Annotated in this window: 17 protein-coding genes; 11 read left to right on the top strand and 6 right to left on the bottom strand. The window is 34.0% G+C overall.

The features are described from left to right. Nucleotides 1-246 precede the first annotated feature (246 nt). The 5 genes from AB671_RS20105 (at nucleotide 247) to AB671_RS20125 (ending at nucleotide 4650) form a co-directional block, all read left to right on the top strand. Complete coding sequence (locus AB671_RS20105) at nucleotides 247-855, top strand: Crp/Fnr family transcriptional regulator (protein ID WP_082987371.1); 609 nt, start codon at nucleotides 247-249, stop codon at nucleotides 853-855. A gap of 103 nt (nucleotides 856-958) precedes the next feature. Next, the gene (locus AB671_RS20110; RefSeq protein WP_066682348.1) at nucleotides 959-1603 is read left to right on the top strand and encodes a hypothetical protein; all 645 of its coding nucleotides are present in this window, start codon (nucleotides 959-961) and stop codon (nucleotides 1601-1603) included. Between the two features lie 74 nt (nucleotides 1604-1677). After that, on the top strand, nucleotides 1678-2079 hold the full coding sequence (locus AB671_RS20115) for a DUF3302 domain-containing protein (protein WP_082987372.1): 402 nt from the start codon (nucleotides 1678-1680) through the stop codon (nucleotides 2077-2079). 11 nt (nucleotides 2080-2090) lie between these two features. Next, nucleotides 2091-3248 carry an HlyD family secretion protein gene (locus AB671_RS20120; RefSeq protein WP_066682346.1) on the top strand — a complete coding sequence of 386 codons (1158 nt, stop codon included), beginning with the start codon at nucleotides 2091-2093 and terminating at the stop codon, nucleotides 3246-3248. A 1-nt stretch (nucleotide 3249) separates the two neighbouring features. Next, entirely contained in the window at nucleotides 3250-4650 is a 1401-nt protein-coding gene (locus AB671_RS20125) for a TolC family protein (RefSeq protein WP_066682344.1), read from the top strand. 164 nt (nucleotides 4651-4814) lie between these two features. Here AB671_RS20125 and AB671_RS20130 read toward each other — a convergent pair whose 3' ends face one another. After that, the gene (locus AB671_RS20130; protein ID WP_066682341.1) at nucleotides 4815-5660 is read right to left on the bottom strand and encodes an SH3 domain-containing protein; all 846 of its coding nucleotides are present in this window, start codon (nucleotides 5658-5660) and stop codon (nucleotides 4815-4817) included. A 63-nt stretch (nucleotides 5661-5723) separates the two neighbouring features. Continuing rightward, on the bottom strand, nucleotides 5724-6551 hold the full coding sequence (gene prmA / locus AB671_RS20135) for a 50S ribosomal protein L11 methyltransferase (protein WP_066682339.1): 828 nt from the start codon (nucleotides 6549-6551) through the stop codon (nucleotides 5724-5726). 209 nt (nucleotides 6552-6760) lie between these two features. Here prmA and AB671_RS20140 point away from each other — a divergent pair, with 209 nt between their 5' ends. Further along, on the top strand, nucleotides 6761-7507 hold the full coding sequence (locus AB671_RS20140) for a hypothetical protein (protein WP_066682338.1): 747 nt from the start codon (nucleotides 6761-6763) through the stop codon (nucleotides 7505-7507). Between the two features lie 72 nt (nucleotides 7508-7579). Here the strand turns inward: AB671_RS20140 and AB671_RS20145 are convergent, their stop codons facing one another. The 3 genes from AB671_RS20145 to AB671_RS20155 all read right to left on the bottom strand — a co-directional run bounded on the left by AB671_RS20145 (nucleotide 7580) and on the right by AB671_RS20155 (nucleotide 12849). Further along, the gene (locus AB671_RS20145) at nucleotides 7580-8293 is read right to left on the bottom strand and encodes a 3-ketoacyl-ACP reductase (RefSeq protein WP_066682336.1); all 714 of its coding nucleotides are present in this window, start codon (nucleotides 8291-8293) and stop codon (nucleotides 7580-7582) included. Between the two features lie 637 nt (nucleotides 8294-8930). After that, nucleotides 8931-9677, bottom strand: coding sequence for a glycerophosphodiester phosphodiesterase family protein (locus AB671_RS20150; RefSeq protein ID WP_066682327.1), 747 nt, complete (start codon nucleotides 9675-9677; stop codon nucleotides 8931-8933). Between the two features lie 67 nt (nucleotides 9678-9744). Next, a complete protein-coding gene (locus tag AB671_RS20155) occupies nucleotides 9745-12849 on the bottom strand; it encodes a TonB-dependent receptor (RefSeq protein ID WP_066682325.1) in 3105 nt (1034 codons plus the stop codon). Between the two features lie 240 nt (nucleotides 12850-13089). Between AB671_RS20155 and ligA the strand changes: the two genes are divergently transcribed. From ligA to AB671_RS20180, 5 genes are all read left to right on the top strand, one after another. Next, complete coding sequence (gene ligA, locus AB671_RS20160) at nucleotides 13090-15096, top strand: NAD-dependent DNA ligase LigA (protein ID WP_066682323.1); 2007 nt, start codon at nucleotides 13090-13092, stop codon at nucleotides 15094-15096. A gap of 90 nt (nucleotides 15097-15186) precedes the next feature. Then, on the top strand, nucleotides 15187-17787 hold the full coding sequence (locus AB671_RS20165) for a T9SS type A sorting domain-containing protein (RefSeq protein ID WP_066682322.1): 2601 nt from the start codon (nucleotides 15187-15189) through the stop codon (nucleotides 17785-17787). A 90-nt stretch (nucleotides 17788-17877) separates the two neighbouring features. After that, nucleotides 17878-18522, top strand: a complete 645-nt coding sequence (locus tag AB671_RS20170) for an MgtC/SapB family protein (RefSeq protein ID WP_082987373.1) — start codon at nucleotides 17878-17880, stop codon at nucleotides 18520-18522. A gap of 258 nt (nucleotides 18523-18780) precedes the next feature. Continuing rightward, on the top strand, nucleotides 18781-19362 hold the full coding sequence (locus tag AB671_RS20175) for a Crp/Fnr family transcriptional regulator (protein WP_066682320.1): 582 nt from the start codon (nucleotides 18781-18783) through the stop codon (nucleotides 19360-19362). 257 nt (nucleotides 19363-19619) lie between these two features. Further along, nucleotides 19620-21761: a S46 family peptidase gene (locus AB671_RS20180; RefSeq protein ID WP_066682318.1), complete on the top strand. Its 2142-nt coding sequence runs from the start codon at nucleotides 19620-19622 to the stop codon at nucleotides 21759-21761. Nucleotides 21762-21840: 79 nt separating this feature from the next. Here AB671_RS20180 and AB671_RS20185 read toward each other — a convergent pair whose 3' ends face one another. Then, on the bottom strand, nucleotides 21841-22410 hold the full coding sequence (locus AB671_RS20185; protein WP_066682315.1) for a Crp/Fnr family transcriptional regulator: 570 nt from the start codon (nucleotides 22408-22410) through the stop codon (nucleotides 21841-21843). Between the last annotated feature and the right edge of the window lie 58 nt (nucleotides 22411-22468).

A 22468-nucleotide genomic window follows, 5' to 3' on the forward strand; every position in this document is an offset into this window, starting at 1 on the left:
GCGTAGCTCAGCTGGATAGAGCATCTGCCTTCTAAGCAGACGGTCTCAGGTTCGAATCCTGACGCGCTCACTTAAAACTCACAATTTTTATTGTGAGTTTTTTTTGTTTTAGAGCTTTATGTTTTCAAAATCTTAAAAGCTTATTTACACTTTTCAGAAGCAAGAATTTCGTTGCTAATCATTAACATTTTTTTCTTTATAATATTTTCTTTATTTTTAATCATCTGATTTAAGACCTTTAAAAAGATGGCAACACCGTCGGAACTATTAAAACATTTGGAGCACCTTCATCAGCTTAATGATGAAGAACGAATTGCGTTGTCACAAATCGCTAAACCCTTATTTCTTCCAAAAAAAACAAAGCTTGTAGAGTCAGGAGATATGTTTGAGCATGTTTTTGTACTTACTACCGGTTTGTTGCGTTGGTATTTCGATTCGGATGAGGGTATAGAAAGTAATATGTTTTTCACCTCTGAAAAAGAACACGCTGTCATTGTTGGCATTCCTGAATATTACGAAGGGCAAAGAGAGACAAAATATACGATTGAAGCACTTGTAGATACTCAATTATTACTGTTTCCAAAAGATACTTTCGAAGAATTGGCATTTCAGCACAAAGGTATTTTTCAGTTTTATATCAAATCTTTAAAAATTATTATAGATACCCTGCGCATCCGTACAGAAGATTCGTGCAGTAACTCTCCCAGTACACGTTACGAAACGTTTCTTAAAAATCGCCCTTACATTACAAGAAATGCAAACCGTAAGTATATTGCCAATTTTTTAGGAATTACACCCAATTCTTTATCCCGATTAACAGCCCGCATACAAAAAAAACCGCCACCGAAAAAATAACTTAAGAATAGTTTTTCAGAGTTTCTTCGTTTTAATTTTGCACTGTACAAAAACCTGTATCACAGTCGATTGCACAAAAAGTATGATTTAAAACAAAAAAACAATGAACAAAAAAATTCTAAGAATAGCTTCAGTAAGCTTATTCATGCTGTTAGCAAGTAACTCCGTAAATGCCCAAACTCAACCAGTAGAAAAAATTGGCACTTACATTACCCAGGAAATGTCATTTCTTAATATGACCCCGTTACAGGGCGAACAGGTTTATCAAATCAATGTACAAGCTGCTGCTGCGGTAGAAAATTTAGACCAAAAAAGTTTTGCTCAAAATTCTTCACAGAAAGAAAATTTCGAAAGTTTTGCAAAAATTTTAAAAGAAAGAAACCTTGCCTTACAGGAAATTCTTTCGCCTGCACAGTTCCAGCTTTTTCAGGAAAATAAAATCGCAAGAGCCGCTACTTTCAGAACGATGGTTATGGCACGTATGCTAGATTTAAGCAACGACCAGTTGACACCAATTTTCAACATTAATCAGAAAGTGGTAGAAAACGTAAGAAAGGATTTAGATATCTACTTTTCTGCAGATAACAATAGAGGTAAAAATACTGCTCAACGCAAACTACACAAAGCATTGAAAAAAGCCGACAAAGCTTTTGACCAGATTTTAAGTCCACAGCAAATCACCACTTATCATGAAAATGCCGATTTCTTACGCAGTGTACTTCGTGAAGAATACGGAACTAAAAATTAGTTTTTTATCATGCTTTATGATTCTCGGTATTATCTTAACTGATATGCCGGGATTTTTATCCCAATTATTTTATTATGCAAAAATTACTTACAATACTGTGTGTATTCCTGTGTTGCGGCCTTTCGTATGCTTCCACAGGAACTTTAGAAGATACTATCGCAGATACAGCATCTTGGCTTATCATACTTATTTTACCATTTGCCGGAATATTTCTTTTTTGGAAAGTTCATATTTATCCTGAAAAAGTGGCAGAAAAGAAAAACCATCCACAATTAAACGCCATCAAAAGCATGTGTTTGCTTTCACTGGTATTTGGCGGTCTTCTTTGGCCGGTTGCTTTAATATGGGCAAACTACGATTACAAAAAAGAAAAAACACCTTCTTCGGATTCAGAAAATATAAATTCTTCAAACGGAAAAGAAGAAATTTTAATTGAAGAAAACCAATCGCTTTCAGAAGAAACACAAAATCATTAAGAATAAAAATTATGTTAGAATTACTTATCGGAATATATGCCGGAATTTGCTGGCTTCTCATTAAAAAATTAAAATTAATTCCTTGGAATTTCAATACGCAGGTTGTTGTCTATTCCTTGCCAATTTTCGGGTCTATTGCTCTTATTTTAAGTCTGAATTACTTCTGCCCTATTACATCGGATGTAAAAGTAGGTAACCGAAGCGTAGATATTACTACCCAAACTTTAGGAAGAGTAAAAAAGGTATATGTAAAAACCAATCAGGAAGTTAAAAAAGGAGATACGTTATTCACTATTGACCCTTTGCCTTATCAACAAGAAATAAAATCTTTGGAAGCACAGCTTAGTAATATGAAATCTACCGTTTCGTCCTACAATTCAGATATTGATGCTTCTCGTAAAAATATTTTGAGTTTGCAATCTCAATTGGATCTAAGCAACAAAAGAATAAAGCAATATCAGGAATTAGTAAGTTCAGGTGCAGCCAATAAATTTGATTTGGAACAGGCAATGTCAACTTCACAGGATCTGCAATCAAGAATTAGTGCAGCACAGGCTCAGAAATCATCTTTAGAAACCAAATACAACTCTAATTACAACGGAGAAAACGCTTCAGTTTCGGAAATCAAAGCTAAATTAGAACAAGCAAAATGGAATCTTTCTCAAACTGTGGTTTTAGCACCAACAGACGGTTTTATTCCCAACGTACAACTGAACGAAGGGGCAATCATCGCACCGTTCAAATCTGCTTTTGTTTTGATTCAAAAACAACAGTCTATCATTGCATTCTTTTCTCAAAATGAATTGGAAGCCGTAAAAAATGGCGATGAAGTAGAACTTGCCTTAAAAACCTCCCCGGGAAAAGTGGTAAAAGCAAAACTGGAATATGTAATCGATGCAACAAGCCAGGGTATTATGAATAATGCAGGAGGAATGTTTGGTGGCAACGGAACAACCGCCGGAATTCCGGATACCGCGAGACAATTACCTGAAACAGACGGAAAATTGATTGCAAAATTTGTTTTAGACGAAAAAGAAAAACCATTAACAGTAGGTGCGCGAGGTACAGCTGTTATTTATTCTGATAACATTAAACCTTTACATTTAATCAGAAAAGTGATGGTGAGAGTGAACAGTAAAGTCAATTACTTAATTCTAAAACTTCACTAAAATGCTAAAGAAAATAAGTATTGCGTGCGTCCTGTTACTGAGTTTAACCTCTTGTATTGGTTATAAAAATGCAACACCTGAAAAAATAGAAGCTTTAAAAAACACCAGCGAAATAAAGGCAAACATCGAAATTCCCGATAAATGGATTCAAGATAAAGAAACAGACAGCCCCGATTTTTCTTATCAATGGATGAATGAGATTATTACAAGCGAGCTTGAAGTTCTGGTAAAGGAAGGACTTGCCCACAACGCAGATATCATTATCTCTAAAGAAAAGCTGAATCAAATAGAATTGTCGATGGATATTGCAGGAAGTAACCTTTACCCAAGTGTAAATGCGTTGGCAAATACCAGCAACAATCTTGTAAGCGGAACTCACATTGGAAATTTACAGTTAAAAGCCAATTGGGAACTCGACCTTTGGGGAAAAAATAAATCGGCAGAAATGGTGAGTGTAAGTCAATATTACTCGGCGGCATTTCAACAAAAAATGTTGAAACAATCAGTTGCTGCAATGATTGCCAAAGCTTACTATCTAAATATTGCAGGGCAATATCAGGAACAGAAAATCAGTCAGTATATTGGTATGACCGAAGATTTGAAAAAGATTTATCTGGTTCAAAATAAGGTCGGAACAGCCAATGAAATTGATTTATCCAACATCGAAAGTGAAATTATTTTGCTGAATTCTTATCTTGAAAAAGTAAAAAATGCCAATTCACAATCTCGAAGAAGTTTAGAAATGCTTTGCGGAAGATATCCGGAAGGTTTATTGAAAGTTAATGCAGAGTTTTCAGCTTTAAAACAGGAAATTCCAGCCAATTTTCCTTTAAGTCTTTTAGAAAAAAGGTCAGATATTATGGCGCAACAGTTTCAGATAGAAGCCAGTTTTTATGAAATTCAGGAAGCAAAAGCGGCAAGATTGCCTTCCATTAACATCAGTGCAGCTTTTGGTGCAGCAGAAACCAATGTAGGAGCCATCAGTAATCTTTTTTCCAATCCTTTAATAAAAGTTGGCGGTGGATTGACAACCCCAATTTTCAACGGAGGAAAACTGAAAAAGAATGTTGAAGTAAAAACTTCAAAGCAAAAACAAGTGGTTGAAGAATATGCAAAATCAGTGCTTTTGGCCTATAATGAAGTAGAATCTGCATTAGCCAATCTCAGCTCTATCGAAAAGCAAAATGTTTTTCAGAAACAGGCAATTTCTTCACTGGAAAGGAATGTTGATTTAACGAAAAAACAAATAAAAATCGGCAGCAATAATAGTTTTGTCTTACTCCAAAAGCAGAGAGACCTGATAAAAAAAGAGATGAATATCATCGACCTCGACCTGCAACAGCGCATCGAAAGAATCAATCTTTATATGGCTTTAGGAGCCAATGGTCTTGAACATTTTTAGAATTATTGGTCTCAGTGGCTTTTCAGAAAAGAAAAGCAGACTAGGGACCTTTTTTATGTATTCAGTTTTAATACATGTTATTTTTTGTCATGTACCAAAATATTCAGTTTAAATAAAATAAAAACCACTGTAAAAACACAGTGGTTTTCAAATTTATAATAAGATTATTTCAATCTATAAGAATCACCATTCCAAAGATAGGTTTTTGAGGCGTTTTTCTTCTTTTCGCGGTCTTTCTCATCTTTTTCCATCTCTTCCGTTTTAAAAATAAAAGCATCGGGAATTCCGCCTTTATCATTAGGAAAAACAAATTGTTCGCTGTGGTAATAAACATCTGCATCGCCAACATTCATCAATTGAGGAAGCACAATCATTTTTTTATCTTTTACCAAAACATATTGGTCATAACTTGGAATTCCACAGGCTTCACCAGAAACCATGGCTTTTAAAGTAAATTCTACATTTTTCAGCTTATGATTGCTCTCAATAGTAAACGTTCCGTAACTCAGACTTTCGCCTGAACCGGTATCGAAAGAAACCTCATCGATTAGCGTATTTCCTTCAACCATTTTGATGGCAGCAATATTTTGCTTGATCACAATCTCAGGATATTCCTTGTCTTTTTTATTAATGGTTTTCGTTAAACCAAAAAGAAAATCATACCCGTTTTTAGTTCTGTAACCTATACAAAGATTTCCACCCCAAACGTAGCCTTCGGACGTTTTATCACCTTTTTGGTAAGATATTTTGTACCAATTGGCTCTTCTTTCGCCTAATTTCAAAATAGTTTCATCTTGTTTAAGTATCAAAATCTGCTGATTCGTTTGTAAAGAATCGAGAATTTGGGCATTCACATTTGGTGACTGTCTGATTCTCGTAAAATCAGTAAAAATTTTCTGCGTTTTGTTTTCTTCAAAATGGAAAACTCCGTTTGCATATTCGTAATCTTCTTCCTGTGCTGAGAAAAACTGAATAATGCATAAAAATAAAACGGTGATGAATGGTTTCATATTTTTTAGGCTAATACTGAGGTTGAGATTAAGGTTGAGGTTAAAATATTATGATAATATATCTTATTTTTCAAGCAATAAGCTTACCCATTCTTCACGTTGCAACTTCTTTTTCAGTTCTAAATTGTTTTCTTTACAAACTTCCAGAATATCATCAACATCGAAGAAACACAAACCTGAAAGCAATAATTTACCACCTTCGTTTAAAACAGAAACATACGTTGGAATATCTGAAATCAAAATATTTCTGTTGATATTCGCTAAAATGATATCGTAATTTTCTTTTCCTAAATTATCTGCAGTTCCCAGTTCGATATCCAATTCTACACTATTTCTTGCAGCATTTTCTTTAGAATTTTCAACTGACCATTCGTCAATATCAATGGCTTTTGTATCTCCGGCTCCGATTTGTTTTGCGTAAATTGCTAACACAGAAGTTCCACATCCCATATCCAAGACTTTCTTGTCTTTAAAATCGATATCCATCATTTGTTGAATCATCAAATGGGTTGTCGGATGGTGACCTGTTCCGAAAGACATTTTAGGCTGAATGACAATTTCGTGCATTCCCGGAACTGATTCATGAAATTCTGCTCTAATCAATACTTTATCATCAATATTGATCGGTTCAAAATTCTTTTCCCACTCTTCATTCCAGTTGATGTTGGGCATTTCGGTGAAAGTATATTCTATTTTCACTTCTTCATTTTGAAAAAGTGGCAATGCTTTCAATTCTTCTTCTTTGAAAGACTCTTTCTGAATATACCCTAAAATACCATGAATTTCTTCTGTGAAGCTATCGAAACCTATCTCGATAAGTTCTGCCATTAATATTTCGTTCCAAGGTTGAAGTGGAGAAATCTTGAAATCGAATTCTAAATAATTTTGCATGTGAATAATTTGTTGCAAAAATAAAACTACTTTTTTGAATTCTGAGAATAAGTTTTACTGTGCTTCAATTCTAGCTTATCAAAAACTTAAATTTTACAAGTAAGTAATTAAACGGAGTGTTTAAATTGAGTATTTATACATAAAAAAAGCAAGCTATATATCTTTTACTTTGTCATATCAATAAAAACTTTTAATCAAAAACTATTATTATGGCCAAAATTACAGAAGCCTTAATTGGGCAAGACAAATCTGAGGAACTAAAAAATGAATGTGCAGCACATTTGGATACTCTTTTCGGTTTGGGAAAATCAAAATCTGAATACTATGCTGAAAAGATACAAACGAGTTTGCTGGGAGCAGGGCAAGGTACTGATAGAACATTTCCTATCACAACGATTCAATCGTTTATTTATGATACAAGAGCATATACTTCAGATAACGCAAGTAATATTACTGAAGTAGTAAATGGTGCTATTGATGGTTTTGTAGATGGAGATAATAAAGGAGCCTCGCAAAAACTAGTTTCAGGATTTGTGAACACTCTTTTTGGAGCTTCAAGCGGTTCTGAATCTGAGGTAATAAGATATTTTGCAGTTTTAGAGGGTGTATCGATGGTACGTCTTGATTTTGCAGGGTGGGCAAAAGTTGTAAAATCTCAAGCTTTAAAAAGTAAATGTGACAAGGTATCGGCTTTTGTTTTATACAGGTCAATTGTTGACATGAAGAAAGTATCATTAAACGATTTTACAGCAATTTATCAACATACTGTAAAAGCTGAACATCCTGAATATAATACGAAACAGATTTTACAAGAATGTCACGAATTATACCAGGCATTTAACCCTTCGGGTAATAGTAGTCGCAAATTACAAGCTAATAGAACAATGCATGCTTTTAAGCCCACAAAAGGCCACGACTCATTAGATGTTTTCAAACAAGATATTAAATCATTATAATAAAATAAAAAAATAGGTTATCCACAATTTGGGTAACCTATTTTTATAACTATACTAAAAGTTTAAAGCTCTTTACGGATTTGTAGAGAAAATAGAACCGTTTGCAATTAAAGCTCTTCTGTTCATTTTCAAAATATCTCTTACCCATTCTGCGAAATCTTCAGGCTGAAGAACTTTATCCGGATTGCCATCTGTCAAACCACCTTGGATAGACATATCTGAAGCAATGGTACTCGGCGTTAAAGTAATTACACGAATGTTTTGCTTTCTCCATTCTGCCATCATCGACTGAGATAAAGAAACGACAGCTGCTTTTGAAGCTGCATAAGCCGACATATTGGGTCCACCTTTCAAACCTGCTGTAGAAGCTACATTTACAATATCACCTTCACCTTTTTCTTTTAGATATGGATACACTGCTTTCGCTGCATAATAAACACCAAAAAGATTGGTTTTGATAACCTGCTCCCAAGTTTCTGAAGGCATTTCTTCAATAGAACCAAAATCTCCGATCCCAGCATTGTTGATCAGAATATCTACTCCACCCAACTGTTCTACGATCGATTCTATTCCTGCTTTTACATGAATTTCATTATCGATACTAAAAACTGCGTATGCTGCATTAACACCCAATTTTTGGATCTCGTCAACAGTCATTTTAAGATTTTCTTCGTTTCTTCCTGTGATCCCTATATTTACGCCTTCATTGGCAAGGATTAAGGCTACAGCCTTTCCCAAACCTCTACCACCTCCGGTGATAATGGCATTTTTTCCTTTTAAATTCATTGTTTAAATTTTTATGATGCAAATTTACGAAACCATTTTTTTAAACAAGTGTTTATGATTTTGATTTAATAAAAATTAATCATCAGGAAATTCTATATCAAAACAAAACCAACTTACGAATAAGCTGGTTTTTGAAAGTAATATATAAAAAGTAAAAATGATGTAATGAATCAATATTTAGGCCTACATTTTTTATTTGCGCAAAATTAGAAAGCTATGACGAACATAGCTTTAATAGCGCTTTAACATATTTTGAACAAATTCTAAACGATATATTAATTCATAATTAACGACAATGCGCAAGCTTTTAGTTAGCAGTGTATTAAAAGAATGAATTATGTTTAATATAAAAAGTGGGTTATTTTAGTATAACTTAATGCCTTTTCTTGAGAAAGTAAAAATGGTTAATAGGGTTTAGTTGATGGTTGGTAGATTTAAATTCAATAACTTTAGATTTGTATTCAATTTTTATGAATTGATATTTAAAGATTAAGGTGTCGCTCCTCCAAAGCTTAAGATGTTTGAAGCTATTTTTCTACGAAGGTATTGCTCCTACAGAGCAACAAACTAAGCTTATTTAAACCAAAAAAATCTGCCCCAAATGAGACAGATTTTTGTTTCTAATTATTTAATCAATTTATTTTCCTTTCAACTGATCCGGAATATTGGTGGTAATAAAACCTATTCCTTGTTTTTTTAGTTCATTGTAAATCTCAACTTCATTTACCGTCCAAGAATTGGTGATCAATCCTAATGCACTCGCTTCAGCAATCCATGTTGGGTTTTTCTGAAATATTGAATAGTGATAATCTAATCCGTCTAAACCTTCGTCTTTGATCTGTTGTGGAGAAAGCTCACCTCTTAAATACTGAACTTTAAAATCGGGAGCGATTTTTTTAATCTGCTTACAGATATTTAAACTGAATGAAATATATTCACATTGAGATTCAAGCTTCATTTCTTTGATTATCTTAACCGTTTTTTCAACCATTTCGTTTTCTAAAGCTTCTGTCTTTGCAGGTTTTATTTCTACAATAAGCTTTAAAGCCTTGTCTTTTTTACCAGCTTTCAGATAATCTTTCAGAGTAGGATATTTTTCACCGTTTGAAAGTTTCAGTGTTGCCAATTCTTTAAAATCGGTTTCAGAAATTTCCATTTTACCGTGATGCTCGTCGTGATTAATGACCAAAACGCCGTCTTTAGACATCCTTACATCAAACTCAGATCCGTAGATCTTTAATTTTTGAGCATTTTGTAATGCTGTGATAGAATTTTCCGTTGTTGGAGGCTGCGTCTGAAAATAACCTCTGTGCGCAATGATTTGGGTTTGTGCATTCATAAAAACTGTCGTTAAAACTGCAAACCCTAAGATAAACTTTTTCATAATATCAATTGATCATTAAAATCTAAAAGCCTTTTTCAGACTTTTAGATAAAATTAGTACTTATTTTTTAGAATGAATATTTTGCTCCGATCTGGATCTGATAAGGATTCCCCGATAAAGGCGCTAATCCGCTGGTATTTTTAGCATATTCAAACTGTTTTGTAACCGGGTCGAATTTGTTTATTCTATACAAAGACATATTTCCATAAGATTTGTTTACCCCCCATTCTCTGTTAAGTAAATTGGCCAGGTTGAAAATATCAACAGAAAGCTCAAAAGCTCCAATTTTGTCAAACTTGATTTTTTTTGCTACACGTACATCCCAAACTCCATAGAATCCGTTCTTTCCTCCGTTTCTTTCTGCAATTTTGTTGTTGTAATCTGTGATATAATTTTTTAAAGCTTTTCCAACTTCAGGATCCTCGATCAGAGATTGTGTCAGTTGAGGGAAAATGTAGGCTAAATCATTAGTATCTACGAAATCTCCATTAATATTTCCTCCGGAAGTTACAGAGAAACGTGTTCCTCCAATTCCTGAATATCTGATTCCTAAAGTAAATCCTGCAATTGTAGGTGAATTTCCGTACAATACAACTTTGTTTCTGAACTGGTTATCAGAATACGTCATTCTCAGATTTCTGGGATCACTTTCTACCAATGTAGATAATGTTGCAGAATTGGCTACGTTTCCGTTGTAAGAAGTATTATCTTTAATATCAGACCAAGTGTAACTTGCCGTGATCTCTCCGTCTTTCCAGTAACGGTAACTTGTATCCACTACAAAAGAGAATTGATTCACTTTTCCGTCACTTACAAGCTCTAAAACTCTTCCAAATTTTTTGTTGATTGTTCCTTCTTTCCAATTCATTACACCATTACTTGCATTGATTGTACTAGCCGGAACAAAAACACCTCTTCCACCTTCATTATCAAGAGTGAAGAAAGGATTAGTTTGCATATTTCTGTCATAATAGAAATAGTTGTTTCTACCTAAAGCCATGTAACCTGCAAGTCCTGCTCTGAATCTTTCGTTGAAGAAATGCGTATACGAGATATTTGCTTTGTAAACAATCGGAATTTTCGCATCTTCCCCTGTATAATTAATGGTCGGAAGCTGATATTGAGATAATGTAGGAACTGTATTGTAATCGTTTCTATAACTGTTGAAATCCGGTGTCAAACCAATTTGTGAAGGGTTAACGTCAACCGTTGCCAAATGTTTCCCATCAAAAACCAAATTATTGATGACCATATAATTGTTGATATCTGATGAGAAAATTCCTGCTCCGAATTTCAAGAAATCTTTATTTCCTTCATTCACATTCCATTCAAACTGGAATCTTGGCTGAATAACAAACGATTTGATTTGATTATCTGTTCGGATTCCCATTTCATCAAATAATTTCTGATTAAACTGAGCTTTTGGATAACCACCATAATCAAGCCTTAAACCAGCCATAAAATCTAAACCTTTTGCAACTTTCGTCTGAATCTGACCGTAAACACCGGCATTCCAGATACTCGACTTCACAGACGGATCTTCTACCAAAGGAACTTCTCTGTAGAATCTGTTAGAGATAAGATTATTAAAATTAAATAGATTATCACCATCGTTCACTGTAGGGTTTTCTCTGAAATGGAATCTTCCGTTGACCTCACTTCCGTACACAGATCTCGCTTTTGTGTACATAAAGTCAACCCCAAAAGTATATTTAATCTTATCGGTATTGTAATACAAATTATCTACAATCTGAATCACATTATTTTTGAAGCTTTCCTGCGCAAAACGGTGACCTCCGATCTGGATGTTTGTTGCCTTGTTTCCGTCGATATTAGTGATTATATTTTCTACAATCGCTCTCGGAACAGCATGTCCCAGCTGGTCACTTTGATAACTGTCCTGGAAAGTATATAAATGCTGAACTTTCAATTCGTTCGTTATATTAGGCTTTAAATTAGATCTTAAAGTTAACAACAAACTGTTATCCATGTTTTTATCGGTTCCGTAAGACTCAAATGCATTAATTGCTGTATTGTCTCCTAATCCGTTTTTATTTAAATCGTAGGTAAAATTGTTTCTTAATGTCAATAAGTTTTTATCATTAATCTGCCAATCTAAACGTAAAAATGAGGCATCAGAATTCCTTACTTTATCGAAGCTTCCAAATTGTGGAGAATTTCCAACACCGTATTTTGCTCTTGCAATATCAAGGAATTTATTAAGTGTTGCTGTTGTAGTATTTAATCTCAACTCATCTTCACGCGATTTGACATCTGCAATCTGCAAAGGTCTAGAATCTAACTGATGATCCCAAGCTGCGAAAAAATGTAGCTTATTTTTAATAATTGGCCCACCCAATGAAAACCCGAACTGAGAAGTAGAAAAATCAACATCTCTCTTGTTTCCACGAATATCATATGGGCTCGAAAGCCAGTTGGTTCTCAAATATTCCCAAGCACTTCCTGAAAATTTATTGGTACCCGATTTTGTAACCGCACTCACCGTTCCACCTCCACTTCTACCCAAGGTAACATCGTACTGGTTGGTTGTGATCTTAAATTCTCTTACTGCTTCGATCGATATGGAAAAAGGTGCACCGCTTCGGCTGGTTGTAGATCCTGCAGAAGTTGGGTTTTTCGCCGTCATTCCGTCAATGGTAAAGTTGGTGGAAGAACCTAACTGACCAGATAAGTTTCCGTTCTTACCGCTTAAAGGAGACAAATCTGTGAGACTTGCGAAATTTCTTCCGTTTACGGGTAAAATCCCTATATTCTTTGCTGAAATTGCCGTCGCTGCTCCTAAGTTTCCTATTTTATTTTTAAGATTTCCATTGATCACTACTTCTTCAATCGTTTTTTCGCCTTCGTCCAAATCAAGATTCACAGTCACCTGATCTCCAAAATTCACATTATAACCTTCTTTCTTTTCCTCATTTACGATTACCGTATAAGGCCCTCCTAAAGGTATTTCTTTGAAAATATACTCCCCTTTAGAATTCGTTTCTGTTACTGTACGAAAACCTGTAGACTCATTCACGATGGTAACTTTCACCTTTTCCTGAACCTTTTTACCGGTAATTTTCCCTACAATAGAAGCTTGTGTTGTTTGTGCATAGGCAATAGTTCCTACTCCCAAAAACAGAAGTCCCAATAAAATCTTTGCTTTTTTCATATAATAGATTAATTGGGGACAAAGGTATAGTGACTTTGTAAGCCATCTGTTTAAGGGTGTTTTAACATTTTTTTAATTAAATTACACTATTATGTTAAATAAATGTAAACGATTACATTATTTGATAGAATATCAATTGGTTAGAATAGATTACAAAGTTTTAATTTTCCCAGAATAATTAATAGTAGTATTTTTTTAAATTATTATTTACATTATTTTTGTTGAAAAGATAGAAAACGCATGTCCGAAAACATTCAGCATAAAATAGAGCAACTCCGTAAAGAACTTCATCAGCATAATGAAAATTATTATCTGATGGATGAACCCAGTATTTCAGATTTTGAGTTTGATTTATTATTAAAAGAACTTCAGAATCTGGAAGCGCAATATCCGGAATTTCATGATGACAACTCACCCACCATTCGTGTTGGAGGTGGCGTTACAAAAAATTTCCCCACTGTTCAGCATCAGTTTAGAATGTATTCTTTGGATAATTCTTACGACTTTGATGATTTGGAAGACTGGGAAAAACGAATCATTAAAACAATTGACGAACCTGTAGAATTTGTTGCCGAACTCAAATATGACGGTGCCTCAATTTCTATTTTATATGAAAATGGGAAATTATCACAAGCGGTAACACGTGGTGACGGTTTTCAGGGAGATGAGATCACAGCCAATGTGCGTACAATTTCAGATATTCCGTTGAAGTTAAACGGAGATTTTCCTGAAAGGTTTTTTATGCGTGGTGAAATTTATTTAACCAGAAAAAATTTCGACAAAATAAACAAACTACGTGAAGATGAAGGTTTAGACCCGTTTATGAACCCAAGAAACACAGCCAGTGGAAGTTTGAAAATGCAGGATAGCGGTGAAGTGAGAAAACGCAGGCTTTCATCGGTACTTTATCAGTTTGTTTCAGATGAAATTCCTGTTGAAACGCATTGGGAGTTGCTTCATGAGGCACAAAATTGGGGATTCAAGATTTCTGATCAGGCAAAACTCTGTAAAAATTTAGATGAAATCAAAGAATTCATTAATTTCTGGGATGTTGAAAGACACAATCTGCCTTTTGAAATCGACGGAATTGTACTGAAAGTCAACTCAATAAAACAACAAAGACAGCTTGGTTACACCGCAAAATCACCTCGCTGGGCAATGGCTTATAAATTCAAAGCTGAAAAAGTAGAAACCGAATTACAAAGCGTTTCTTATCAGGTCGGAAGAACAGGAGCAATCACTCCGGTTGCTAACTTAAAACCTGTTTTATTAGCCGGAACGATTGTAAAAAGAGCTTCTCTTCATAATGAAGACATCATCAAAAAATTGGGTCTTCACGAAAAAGATTTTGTTTTTGTAGAAAAAGGCGGCGAAATTATTCCTAAAATTGTCGGCGTAAATACTGAAAAAAGAACATCTGAAAGCAAAGAAATTGAATATATCAAAAATTGCCCTGAATGTGGAACTGAGCTTGTAAAAGTAGAAGATCAAGCCATTCATTTTTGTCCGAACGATTTGCATTGTCCACCTCAAGTTGTGGGAAGAATGATCCATTATGTTTCTAGAAAGGCTTTGAATATTGATAATTTAGGAAGCGAGACCATCGAACAGCTTTACAAAGAAAGATTGGTTGAAAATCCGGCTGATTTTTATGCTTTAACCAAAGAGCAACTTCTTCCATTGGAAAGAATGGCTGAAAGATCGGCACAAAATATCATCACCGGAATTGAAAGATCAAAAGAAATTGCTTTTGAAAAAGTTTTATACGGAATAGGAATTAAACATGTCGGAGAAACCGTTGCCAAAAAATTAGTCAAAAACTTCAACACAATTGATGATTTAAAAAAAGCAAGCGCTGAAGAATTGTGTCAGGTAGAAGATATTGGGATGAAAATCGCTGTGAGCATTGTTGATTTCTTTCAAAATTCTGAAAATATTTTAATGCTCGAAAGATTAAAATCTTACGGCGTACAGTTGGAAAAAGGAGAAAACACCAATGAAGTTTTATCGAATGCGTTGGAAGGAAAAACTTTCTTATTTACAGGAAAACTCTCTCTTTTTACCAGAGAATCAGCCGAAGAAATGGTAGAAAAACACAACGGAAAAAACATCTCTGCCGTTTCTAAAAACCTGGATTATTTGGTTGTTGGCGAAAAAGCAGGAAGCAAACTGAAGAAAGCCCAAGACATTGGTACGATTACCATTCTTGATGAACAACAGTTTTTGGACCTTATTGAGAAACATTAGATTTCAAAAAAACATTTAACACCGTAAGCCATTGGAATTCATTCTCAATGGCTTACTTTTGCGCTTTGATAAAAAAACAACTAATAATTTATGAAAAAAATTTACCTAATCATTTCCTTGATTATGTTCACCGTGTTTAATGCACAAATTGTGAATATTCCTGATGCTAATTTTAAAGCAAGATTACTATCTGCGAATGTTACAACAAACAACCAGATCGCAAGTAACAATTCTGGACAGGCTATAAAAATTGATACCAACAGCAATGGAGAAATTGAAGTTTCTGAAGCTGCCAATGTAGCGTTTCTTACTATTTCTGTCTCCTCCATAAATGATATTACGGGAATTCAGAGTTTTTCAAATCTTAAATCATTAACGTTATTTGGATTTGGTGCTACAACTATTAATGTAAGTGGTTTAGACAAACTAAATTATCTAACAATTCAAGCATTAAATAATTTAACATCAATTGATATTTCAAATTGTACAAATCTTGAGAATTTGAAAATAACCAGTTGTTCTGCTTTAACTTCTTTAAGCCCCGTTTCTTCTTCCATAAAAAATATAGGCGTCTTTAGTGGAAATCTTAATCAGCTGGATGTCACAGGCTGTCCCGCGCTTGTAGGACTCTCTTTACAATCTACAAAAATTACCACTCTTAATTTATCAAATTTTCTGAACCTTAAAAATGTTGATCTTTTAAGTAACTCCCAACTTCAAAATATCAATTTTCAAGGATCAAATAAACTCTATTCGATCTCTATATCAAGTTGCGGGCTTTCCAATGTAAGTGTTGCTAATCTTCCGGAGCTATGGAAACTTGAATGTAGCAACAATGGAAGTTTAAATACAGTAAGTGCAACAAACTGTGCCGCTCTTGAAAGACTGGTATTAAATTATAATAATAATCTTACAAACTTAAATGTAAATAATCTCCCAAGCATTTTGATTTTGGATATTTTTAAAAATAAGTTTAGCTCAATTAATATATCTTCTTTAGCATCCTTACAATTATTAAGATGTGACGAAAATTATTTCCAAACATTAGATCTTAGCCAAAACCCTGCACTTCTACAGCTGGAATGTACTAAAAACCTTTTACAATCATTAGATCTTAGTCACAATCCTCTTCTTTACACTATAGCTTGTGGTTTTAATAATAATCTGCAAAACATAAATTTAAAAAGCGGAAGCCCGAATTTTCCATACGGTATGTCTATCAACAATCTTCCTCAATTGAAATTTATATGTATCGACAATAATAAATTAAGTGAGGCTTTAGCTATATTAACCAGTTATAACTATAACAATGTGGTTGTAAATTCCTATTGTTCGTTCGTTCCTGGAGGAACCTTCCATACAATTCAGGGAAACACAAAATTCGACAGCAACAATAATGGTTGTGATGCAAATGATTTAAATAAAGCTTTTCAAAAATTTAATATAACAAACGGAAGCACAGCTGGAAATATGATAGCGAGCGCTTCTGGAAATTATTCAATTCCGGTAAATACGGGTTCACATACAATTACTCCTGTTTTAGAAAACCCGTCTTACTTTAATATCTCTCCAACGAACTTTATCGCAAATTTCCCTGCACAAACAAGCCCTTTAACCCAAAATTTCTGTTTGACAGCAAACGGAACGCACAATGATCTTGAAGTCGTAATTCTTCCAATAACCCCAGCTTCACCAGGTTTTGATGCGAAGTATAAAATTGTCTACAAGAATAAAGGAACAACAACACAATCTGGAACTTTAGTATTTAACTATAATGATAATTTGATGAATTTCCTGAACGCTACACTTTCTCCAAATTCACAAACTACCGGAGTTTTAAACTGGAATTTTACCAATCTTCTTCCATTTGAGACTAAAGAAATCACATTAACTTTTAATTTAAATACTCCTACGCAAACTCCTGCTTTAAACGGAGGAGATATTCTTCATTATACTTCACAAATTAATGGAACTACTGATGAAACACCATCAGATAACATATTTACATTAAATCAAACTGTAGTTAACTCTTTCGATCCCAATGACAAAACATGTTTGGAAGGAACTGCAATTACTCAGGCAAAAGTTGGAGATTACGTCCATTATTTAATTCGTTTTGAAAATACAGGAACTGCAAACGCACAAAACATTGTTGTAAAAGATGAAATTGATATTTCAAAATACGATGTATCTAGTTTGATTGCACTTAATGCAAGTCACAATTTTGCAACGAGAATTACAGGAAATGTCGTAGAATTTATTTTTGAAAACATTCAACTTCCTTTTAATAATGCTACAAATGACGGGTACGTTTCATTTAAGATCAAAACAAGATCCAATTTAACATTAGGCGACAGTTTCAGCAATTTGGCAAAAATTTATTTTGATTACAATCATCCGATTATTACCAACACTTATACAACTACGGTTCAGAACGTATTAGGTACTTCAGAGATCAGCAATGATAAACCTGAACTTAGTATTTATCCGAATCCAGTGAAAGACGTTTTAAATATTCAATCGAAAAATCAAATTGTAAAAGCTGAGATCTACGATGTAAACGGAAGAATTTTGATTTCTACTTCTTTAAAAGGTAATTCTATACATGTTTCTGAACTTTCGAAAGGTAACTACATTATTAAATTATTTTCAAAAGATAAGACGACAGTACATAAATTTATTAAGAATTAATTTAAAAAAATATACTCATTAAAGACTGTCTTGTAGGCAGTCTTTTTGTTTGATATTTTATTGTAATTTTATTTCATTAAACTATAAAAAATGGACTTTCTAAGAGACCACTCCATTCAAAACGAATTGCTTTTGATTTTCATTTCCGTATTTCTCGGTCTTTGCATCGGCGCAGAAAGAGAATACAGAAACAAATCTGCAGGGCTGAGAACTTTTATATTGGTTTGTTTCGGGTCTTGCCTTTTCACCATTCTTTCTATTAAAATTGGGGTATCAAATCCCGATCGATTGGCTGCAAACATCATTACCGGGATTGGTTTCTTGGGAGCTGGCGTTATTTTTAAAGGCGACAATAAGATCGACGGCATCACTACCGCCACAACAATTTGGGCAACTGCATCTATCGGAATGGCAGTCGGTTCGGGATATGTTTATTTGTCACTTTTAGGAACCGTTTTGGTTTTGTTGATTCTGAGTTCGCTCACTTATTTTCAAACGTATATTGATCATCGCCATAAAATTCGGGAGTATAAAATTGCAGTCTCCAACAGAGAAAATCTTGATTATTGTGAAGAATTATTTAAAATGAATCATTTAAAATTTGTCGTAGTAAAACAACAGTTTTCAAAAGGATCTTCCAATACAACCTGGGTTATTACGGGAAAAAACAGTCATCATGAAAATTTGATTCAGCAGATGATGAATGATGAAAAAATAGATTCTTTTCAGTTTTAAAAATTCATTTTTATTAAAAAATTCAAATTTTAACAGATCAAGTATGTCTGCTAAAAAAATAAATAAATTCAAATATCTTTAATTTAAATTTATCCATAAACTGTAGTATTAATTTATATTCTTAATTCAGTTTATTTTAATAGCGATTTTCAAAATACACGATGATATGCAACAAATGATGAACCGCGGAAAAGCTCAGGTTTAAAAGAAATTAAATATTACTTTTACAATGGAAAAACTAATATCCATAAGGGTTTCATGGAAAAACTGCTGAATATTTACAATAGTATAGAAGGTCTTTCTCAGGAAGAAGCTTTGTATCATGTTAACAAATTTGAGAAGATTGTTTTAGCTAAAAAAACAATGATTTTAAGGGAAGGAACCGTAGAAGATTATCTTTATTTTATCGACAAAGGGATCATTCGTTTTTTTGTCAATAAAGTACACCCTACAGAGCCATCAAAAGAAATTACATTTTCTTTAATTTCAGAAAATATGTTTTGTAGCGCTTACGATTCTTTCATTACCCGAAATCCTTGCGCTTATAATGTAGAAACGGTTCAGGAAACCGTGATGTACAGAATTCATTTTGATGACCTTCAAAAGCTTTACGAAAGAAGTAAAGTCGGAAATTATTTGGGAAGAATTTCTGCCGAAAATCTATATGTACGAAAAACTCAGCGTGAAATCTCTTTACTTATGCACAGCGCAGAAGAGCGTTACAACAATTTGGCAAAGGCATTTCCGCATTTTATCAGAGAAATTCCTTTGAAACATATTGCCTCTTACATCGGGATTACTCCACAAGCGTTAAGCCGCATCAGAAAACAGAATTTATGAACATAGGTTCATTTTTTTGCTTGAAAATTATCACTTATTTTGCACCGCTAAAGAAAACACAAGTGATGAAATTTTCTTTCTCAGAATCAATGATATAAAAACATCACAGTGTAAAAGATTTTTGAAATTTATTTTACAATCATCTTCAATTGAAAAAAAACATATCCCGAAAGGCCCTTCCTAAATTTTATTTTTAGGAAGGGTTTTTCTTTTCCTAAAAAAATTAAAATGCGTATTTTAGACAAAATTTTTAAATAATGATAAAACGTAATGTTCTTATTGCTTCTGCGTTCTTCAGTTTCTCTTGGGGAATTGCTCAGCAATACGGCGGAATGTGGATTCCCACGGAGCTTAATGAAAAGGAAATGAAAGATCTTGGAATGAAAATTTCGGCTAAAGATATTTTTAATACTCAAAAACCAAGTATCAAAGATGCTGTAGTACAGTTCAATGGCGGTTGTACAGCCGAAATCATCTCGCCAAAAGGACTATTACTTACCAATCATCATTGTGGTTATGGACAGATTCAGGCGCATTCTACCGTGCAAAACGATCTTCTTTCTAACGGATTTTGGGCAAAAAACATGAGTACAGAACTTCCAAATCCGGGAGTAACTGTTGATTTTATTGTTGATATTAAAGATGTTTCTAATCAAATCTTAGAAAATACCGATAATCTTCAGGAGCCGGAACTGGCAAAACAAATCGCAAAAAATATTGAGATTTACAAAAGTTCTCAGAAAATAGAGAACTATCAGTCGATTTCTGTAAAACCGATGTACTATGGTAATAAGTTTTATGCTTACGTGATCGAAACTTATAAAGATGTACGTTTGGTGGGTGCACCTCCTCAAAGTATCGGAAAATTCGGAAGTGATACAGATAACTGGGTTTGGCCGAGACATACGGGAGATTTCTCGATGTTCAGAATTTACGCTGACAAGAACAACAAACCTGCAGAATATTCTAAAGACAACGTTCCTTACGTTCCGAAACATTATCTTCCGGTTTCAATTAAAGATAAAGCAGAGAATGATTTCACATTTGTATTCGGATTCCCAGGAAGAACTACAGAATATCTTCCGGCGATTGCAGTAGAAAAAATCATGAAAGAGATTGATCCTGCTAGAATTGCTGTGCGTGACGTTGCTCTGAAAACTTTAGACGAAAAAATGCGTACTGATGATGCTACAAGAATTAAATATGCTTCTAAATTTGCCTCTGTAGCCAACTATTGGAAAAAATGGATCGGTGAAGTGGAAGGTTTGAAAAAGTCTAACGCGGTACAGAAAAAAACAATGTACGAAGGTTCTTTGGTTGCTAAAAACCCTCAGGTAAAAATAACTTTAGACCAATTAAATAAATTATATAACGACCAGGCTCCTTATGCATTAAACAATGCATATTATGGTGAAGTTGTAAGAAATGCAGAAACGTTTGCATTGGCAAATATGTATTCAAACTACATTACTTCTGTGGAAGCGGGAAGAATGGATGAAAAAGGAACTGCAGCTTTTAAAAACAAACTAACTTCTTTCTACAAAGATTACAGCGCTGAACTGGATTCTAAAGTTACCGCTAAACTTTTAGCATTATACGCTAACAAAACCGATGCGCAATTTTTACCAGCTGGTTTTGATAAATATAAAAATGAAGCTCAAAACATTACAGGTTTCGAAGAATTATCAAAAAATTCTATCATCACAGGAAGAAGTCAGGTGAATGGTGCCGCTCTTAACGGAGATATTGAAAAAACATTTTCAAACCAGGATAAATTGATCAAAACGATTAAAAAAGATGCCGTTTATCAGTTGTTTATGAGTATTAAAGATACTTATATGAAAACTGCCGATCCTCAGTTTACAGGTTTACAGACCAAAATCGATGCGTTGCAAAAAACTTATATGGCGCAGCAAATGGCTACAGATAAAGACAGAAAATTCTTCCCGGATGCCAATTCTACGCTTCGTGTAACGTACGGAAAAGTAAAAGGATCTACTCCGAAAGATGCGGTAACTTATGATTATCAAACGCATTTGGCTGGAGTTATGGAAAAATACATTCCTGGAGATTATGAATTTGATGTTCCTCAAAAGCTGATCGATCTTTACAACAAAAAAGATTACGGAAATTACAAAGATAAAAGTGGTGATGTTCCTGTAGGATTTACTGCAACCAACCATACAACAGGTGGAAATTCAGGAAGCCCGGCTTTGGATGCACACGGAAATCTTGTTGGATTGAATTTTGACAGACAGTGGGAAGGAACAATGAGTGACATCAATTACGACCCACGTTTCAGCAGAAACATCATGGTTGACACGAAATATATCCTTTTTATTATTGATAAATTTGCCGACTCAAAATGGCTGATCGATGAGATGAAAGTTGTAAAATAAGACTTATTTTATCTAAATCTAAAAGATAAGATTCAACATAAAACCCTTGAAATTGCTTCAAGGGTTTTTCGTTTTTATATTACAAAACTCCCGCTCTTACACGGCTTAAAGTTTCGGGTGACATCAACAGATAAGAGGCAATGTGTGCAACTGAAGCCCGTTTAGAAACAGATGGAAGCTCTCTACAAAATCGGTCATAGCGCTCTCTGGAATTTTCAAAGCGCCAAGAATCAGCTTTTTGCTGAGAAATGACAAGCTTATACTCCATTATCGCTCTGTATAATCGATTCATTTCAGGAAATTCATCGCAGAGTTTTTTCCATTTAGCATAATCCAGAAGAAATAATGTAGACGATTCCAAAGCTTCGATTAATAAACGGGTTGGTTGTTGTAAAAACAGACTTTCCAGGCAGGTCGCAATATTCCCTTCACAAGAGAAATGTTCCGTTATATCTCGACCGTCTTTATAATAAAACTGACGAACCAACCCTTTTTCTACAATATAGAGATAACGGCTGATTGTACCTTCTTCTAAAATTATCTCATCTTTTTGATATTGTTTTTGAATCATAATAGATTCAAACTTCAACATCAATTCTTCAGAAAGCTGTACTTTATATCTATCGAGTAAGTTTTTTATAACATTCATTATTCTAAAAAAATCAGGGTTTAAAATTAATACTTTTAATTGAAGCAATAAGAAAATG

The organism is Chryseobacterium sp. BGARF1 (genome assembly GCF_001677955.1).
Lineage (GTDB): Bacteria > Bacteroidota > Bacteroidia > Flavobacteriales > Weeksellaceae > Chryseobacterium.

Coding starts and splice junctions, on each gene's coding strand:
- AB671_RS20170 (WP_082987373.1), top strand. CDS start 17,878: ATGGACTTTCTAAGAGACCACTCCATTCAAAACGAATTGCTTTTGATT.
- AB671_RS20145 (WP_066682336.1), bottom strand. CDS start 8,293: ATGAATTTAAAAGGAAAAAATGCCATTATCACCGGAGGTGGTAGAGGT.
- AB671_RS20165 (WP_066682322.1), top strand. CDS start 15,187: ATGAAAAAAATTTACCTAATCATTTCCTTGATTATGTTCACCGTGTTT.
- AB671_RS20185 (WP_066682315.1), bottom strand. CDS start 22,410: ATGAATGTTATAAAAAACTTACTCGATAGATATAAAGTACAGCTTTCT.
- AB671_RS20115 (WP_082987372.1), top strand. CDS start 1,678: ATGCAAAAATTACTTACAATACTGTGTGTATTCCTGTGTTGCGGCCTT.
- AB671_RS20140 (WP_066682338.1), top strand. CDS start 6,761: ATGGCCAAAATTACAGAAGCCTTAATTGGGCAAGACAAATCTGAGGAA.
- AB671_RS20155 (WP_066682325.1), bottom strand. CDS start 12,849: ATGAAAAAAGCAAAGATTTTATTGGGACTTCTGTTTTTGGGAGTAGGA.
- prmA (WP_066682339.1), bottom strand. CDS start 6,551: ATGCAAAATTATTTAGAATTCGATTTCAAGATTTCTCCACTTCAACCT.
- AB671_RS20125 (WP_066682344.1), top strand. CDS start 3,250: ATGCTAAAGAAAATAAGTATTGCGTGCGTCCTGTTACTGAGTTTAACC.
- AB671_RS20180 (WP_066682318.1), top strand. CDS start 19,620: ATGATAAAACGTAATGTTCTTATTGCTTCTGCGTTCTTCAGTTTCTCT.
- ligA (WP_066682323.1), top strand. CDS start 13,090: ATGTCCGAAAACATTCAGCATAAAATAGAGCAACTCCGTAAAGAACTT.
- AB671_RS20110 (WP_066682348.1), top strand. CDS start 959: ATGAACAAAAAAATTCTAAGAATAGCTTCAGTAAGCTTATTCATGCTG.
- AB671_RS20105 (WP_082987371.1), top strand. CDS start 247: ATGGCAACACCGTCGGAACTATTAAAACATTTGGAGCACCTTCATCAG.
- AB671_RS20120 (WP_066682346.1), top strand. CDS start 2,091: ATGTTAGAATTACTTATCGGAATATATGCCGGAATTTGCTGGCTTCTC.
- AB671_RS20175 (WP_066682320.1), top strand. CDS start 18,781: ATGGAAAAACTGCTGAATATTTACAATAGTATAGAAGGTCTTTCTCAG.
- AB671_RS20130 (WP_066682341.1), bottom strand. CDS start 5,660: ATGAAACCATTCATCACCGTTTTATTTTTATGCATTATTCAGTTTTTC.
- AB671_RS20150 (WP_066682327.1), bottom strand. CDS start 9,677: ATGAAAAAGTTTATCTTAGGGTTTGCAGTTTTAACGACAGTTTTTATG.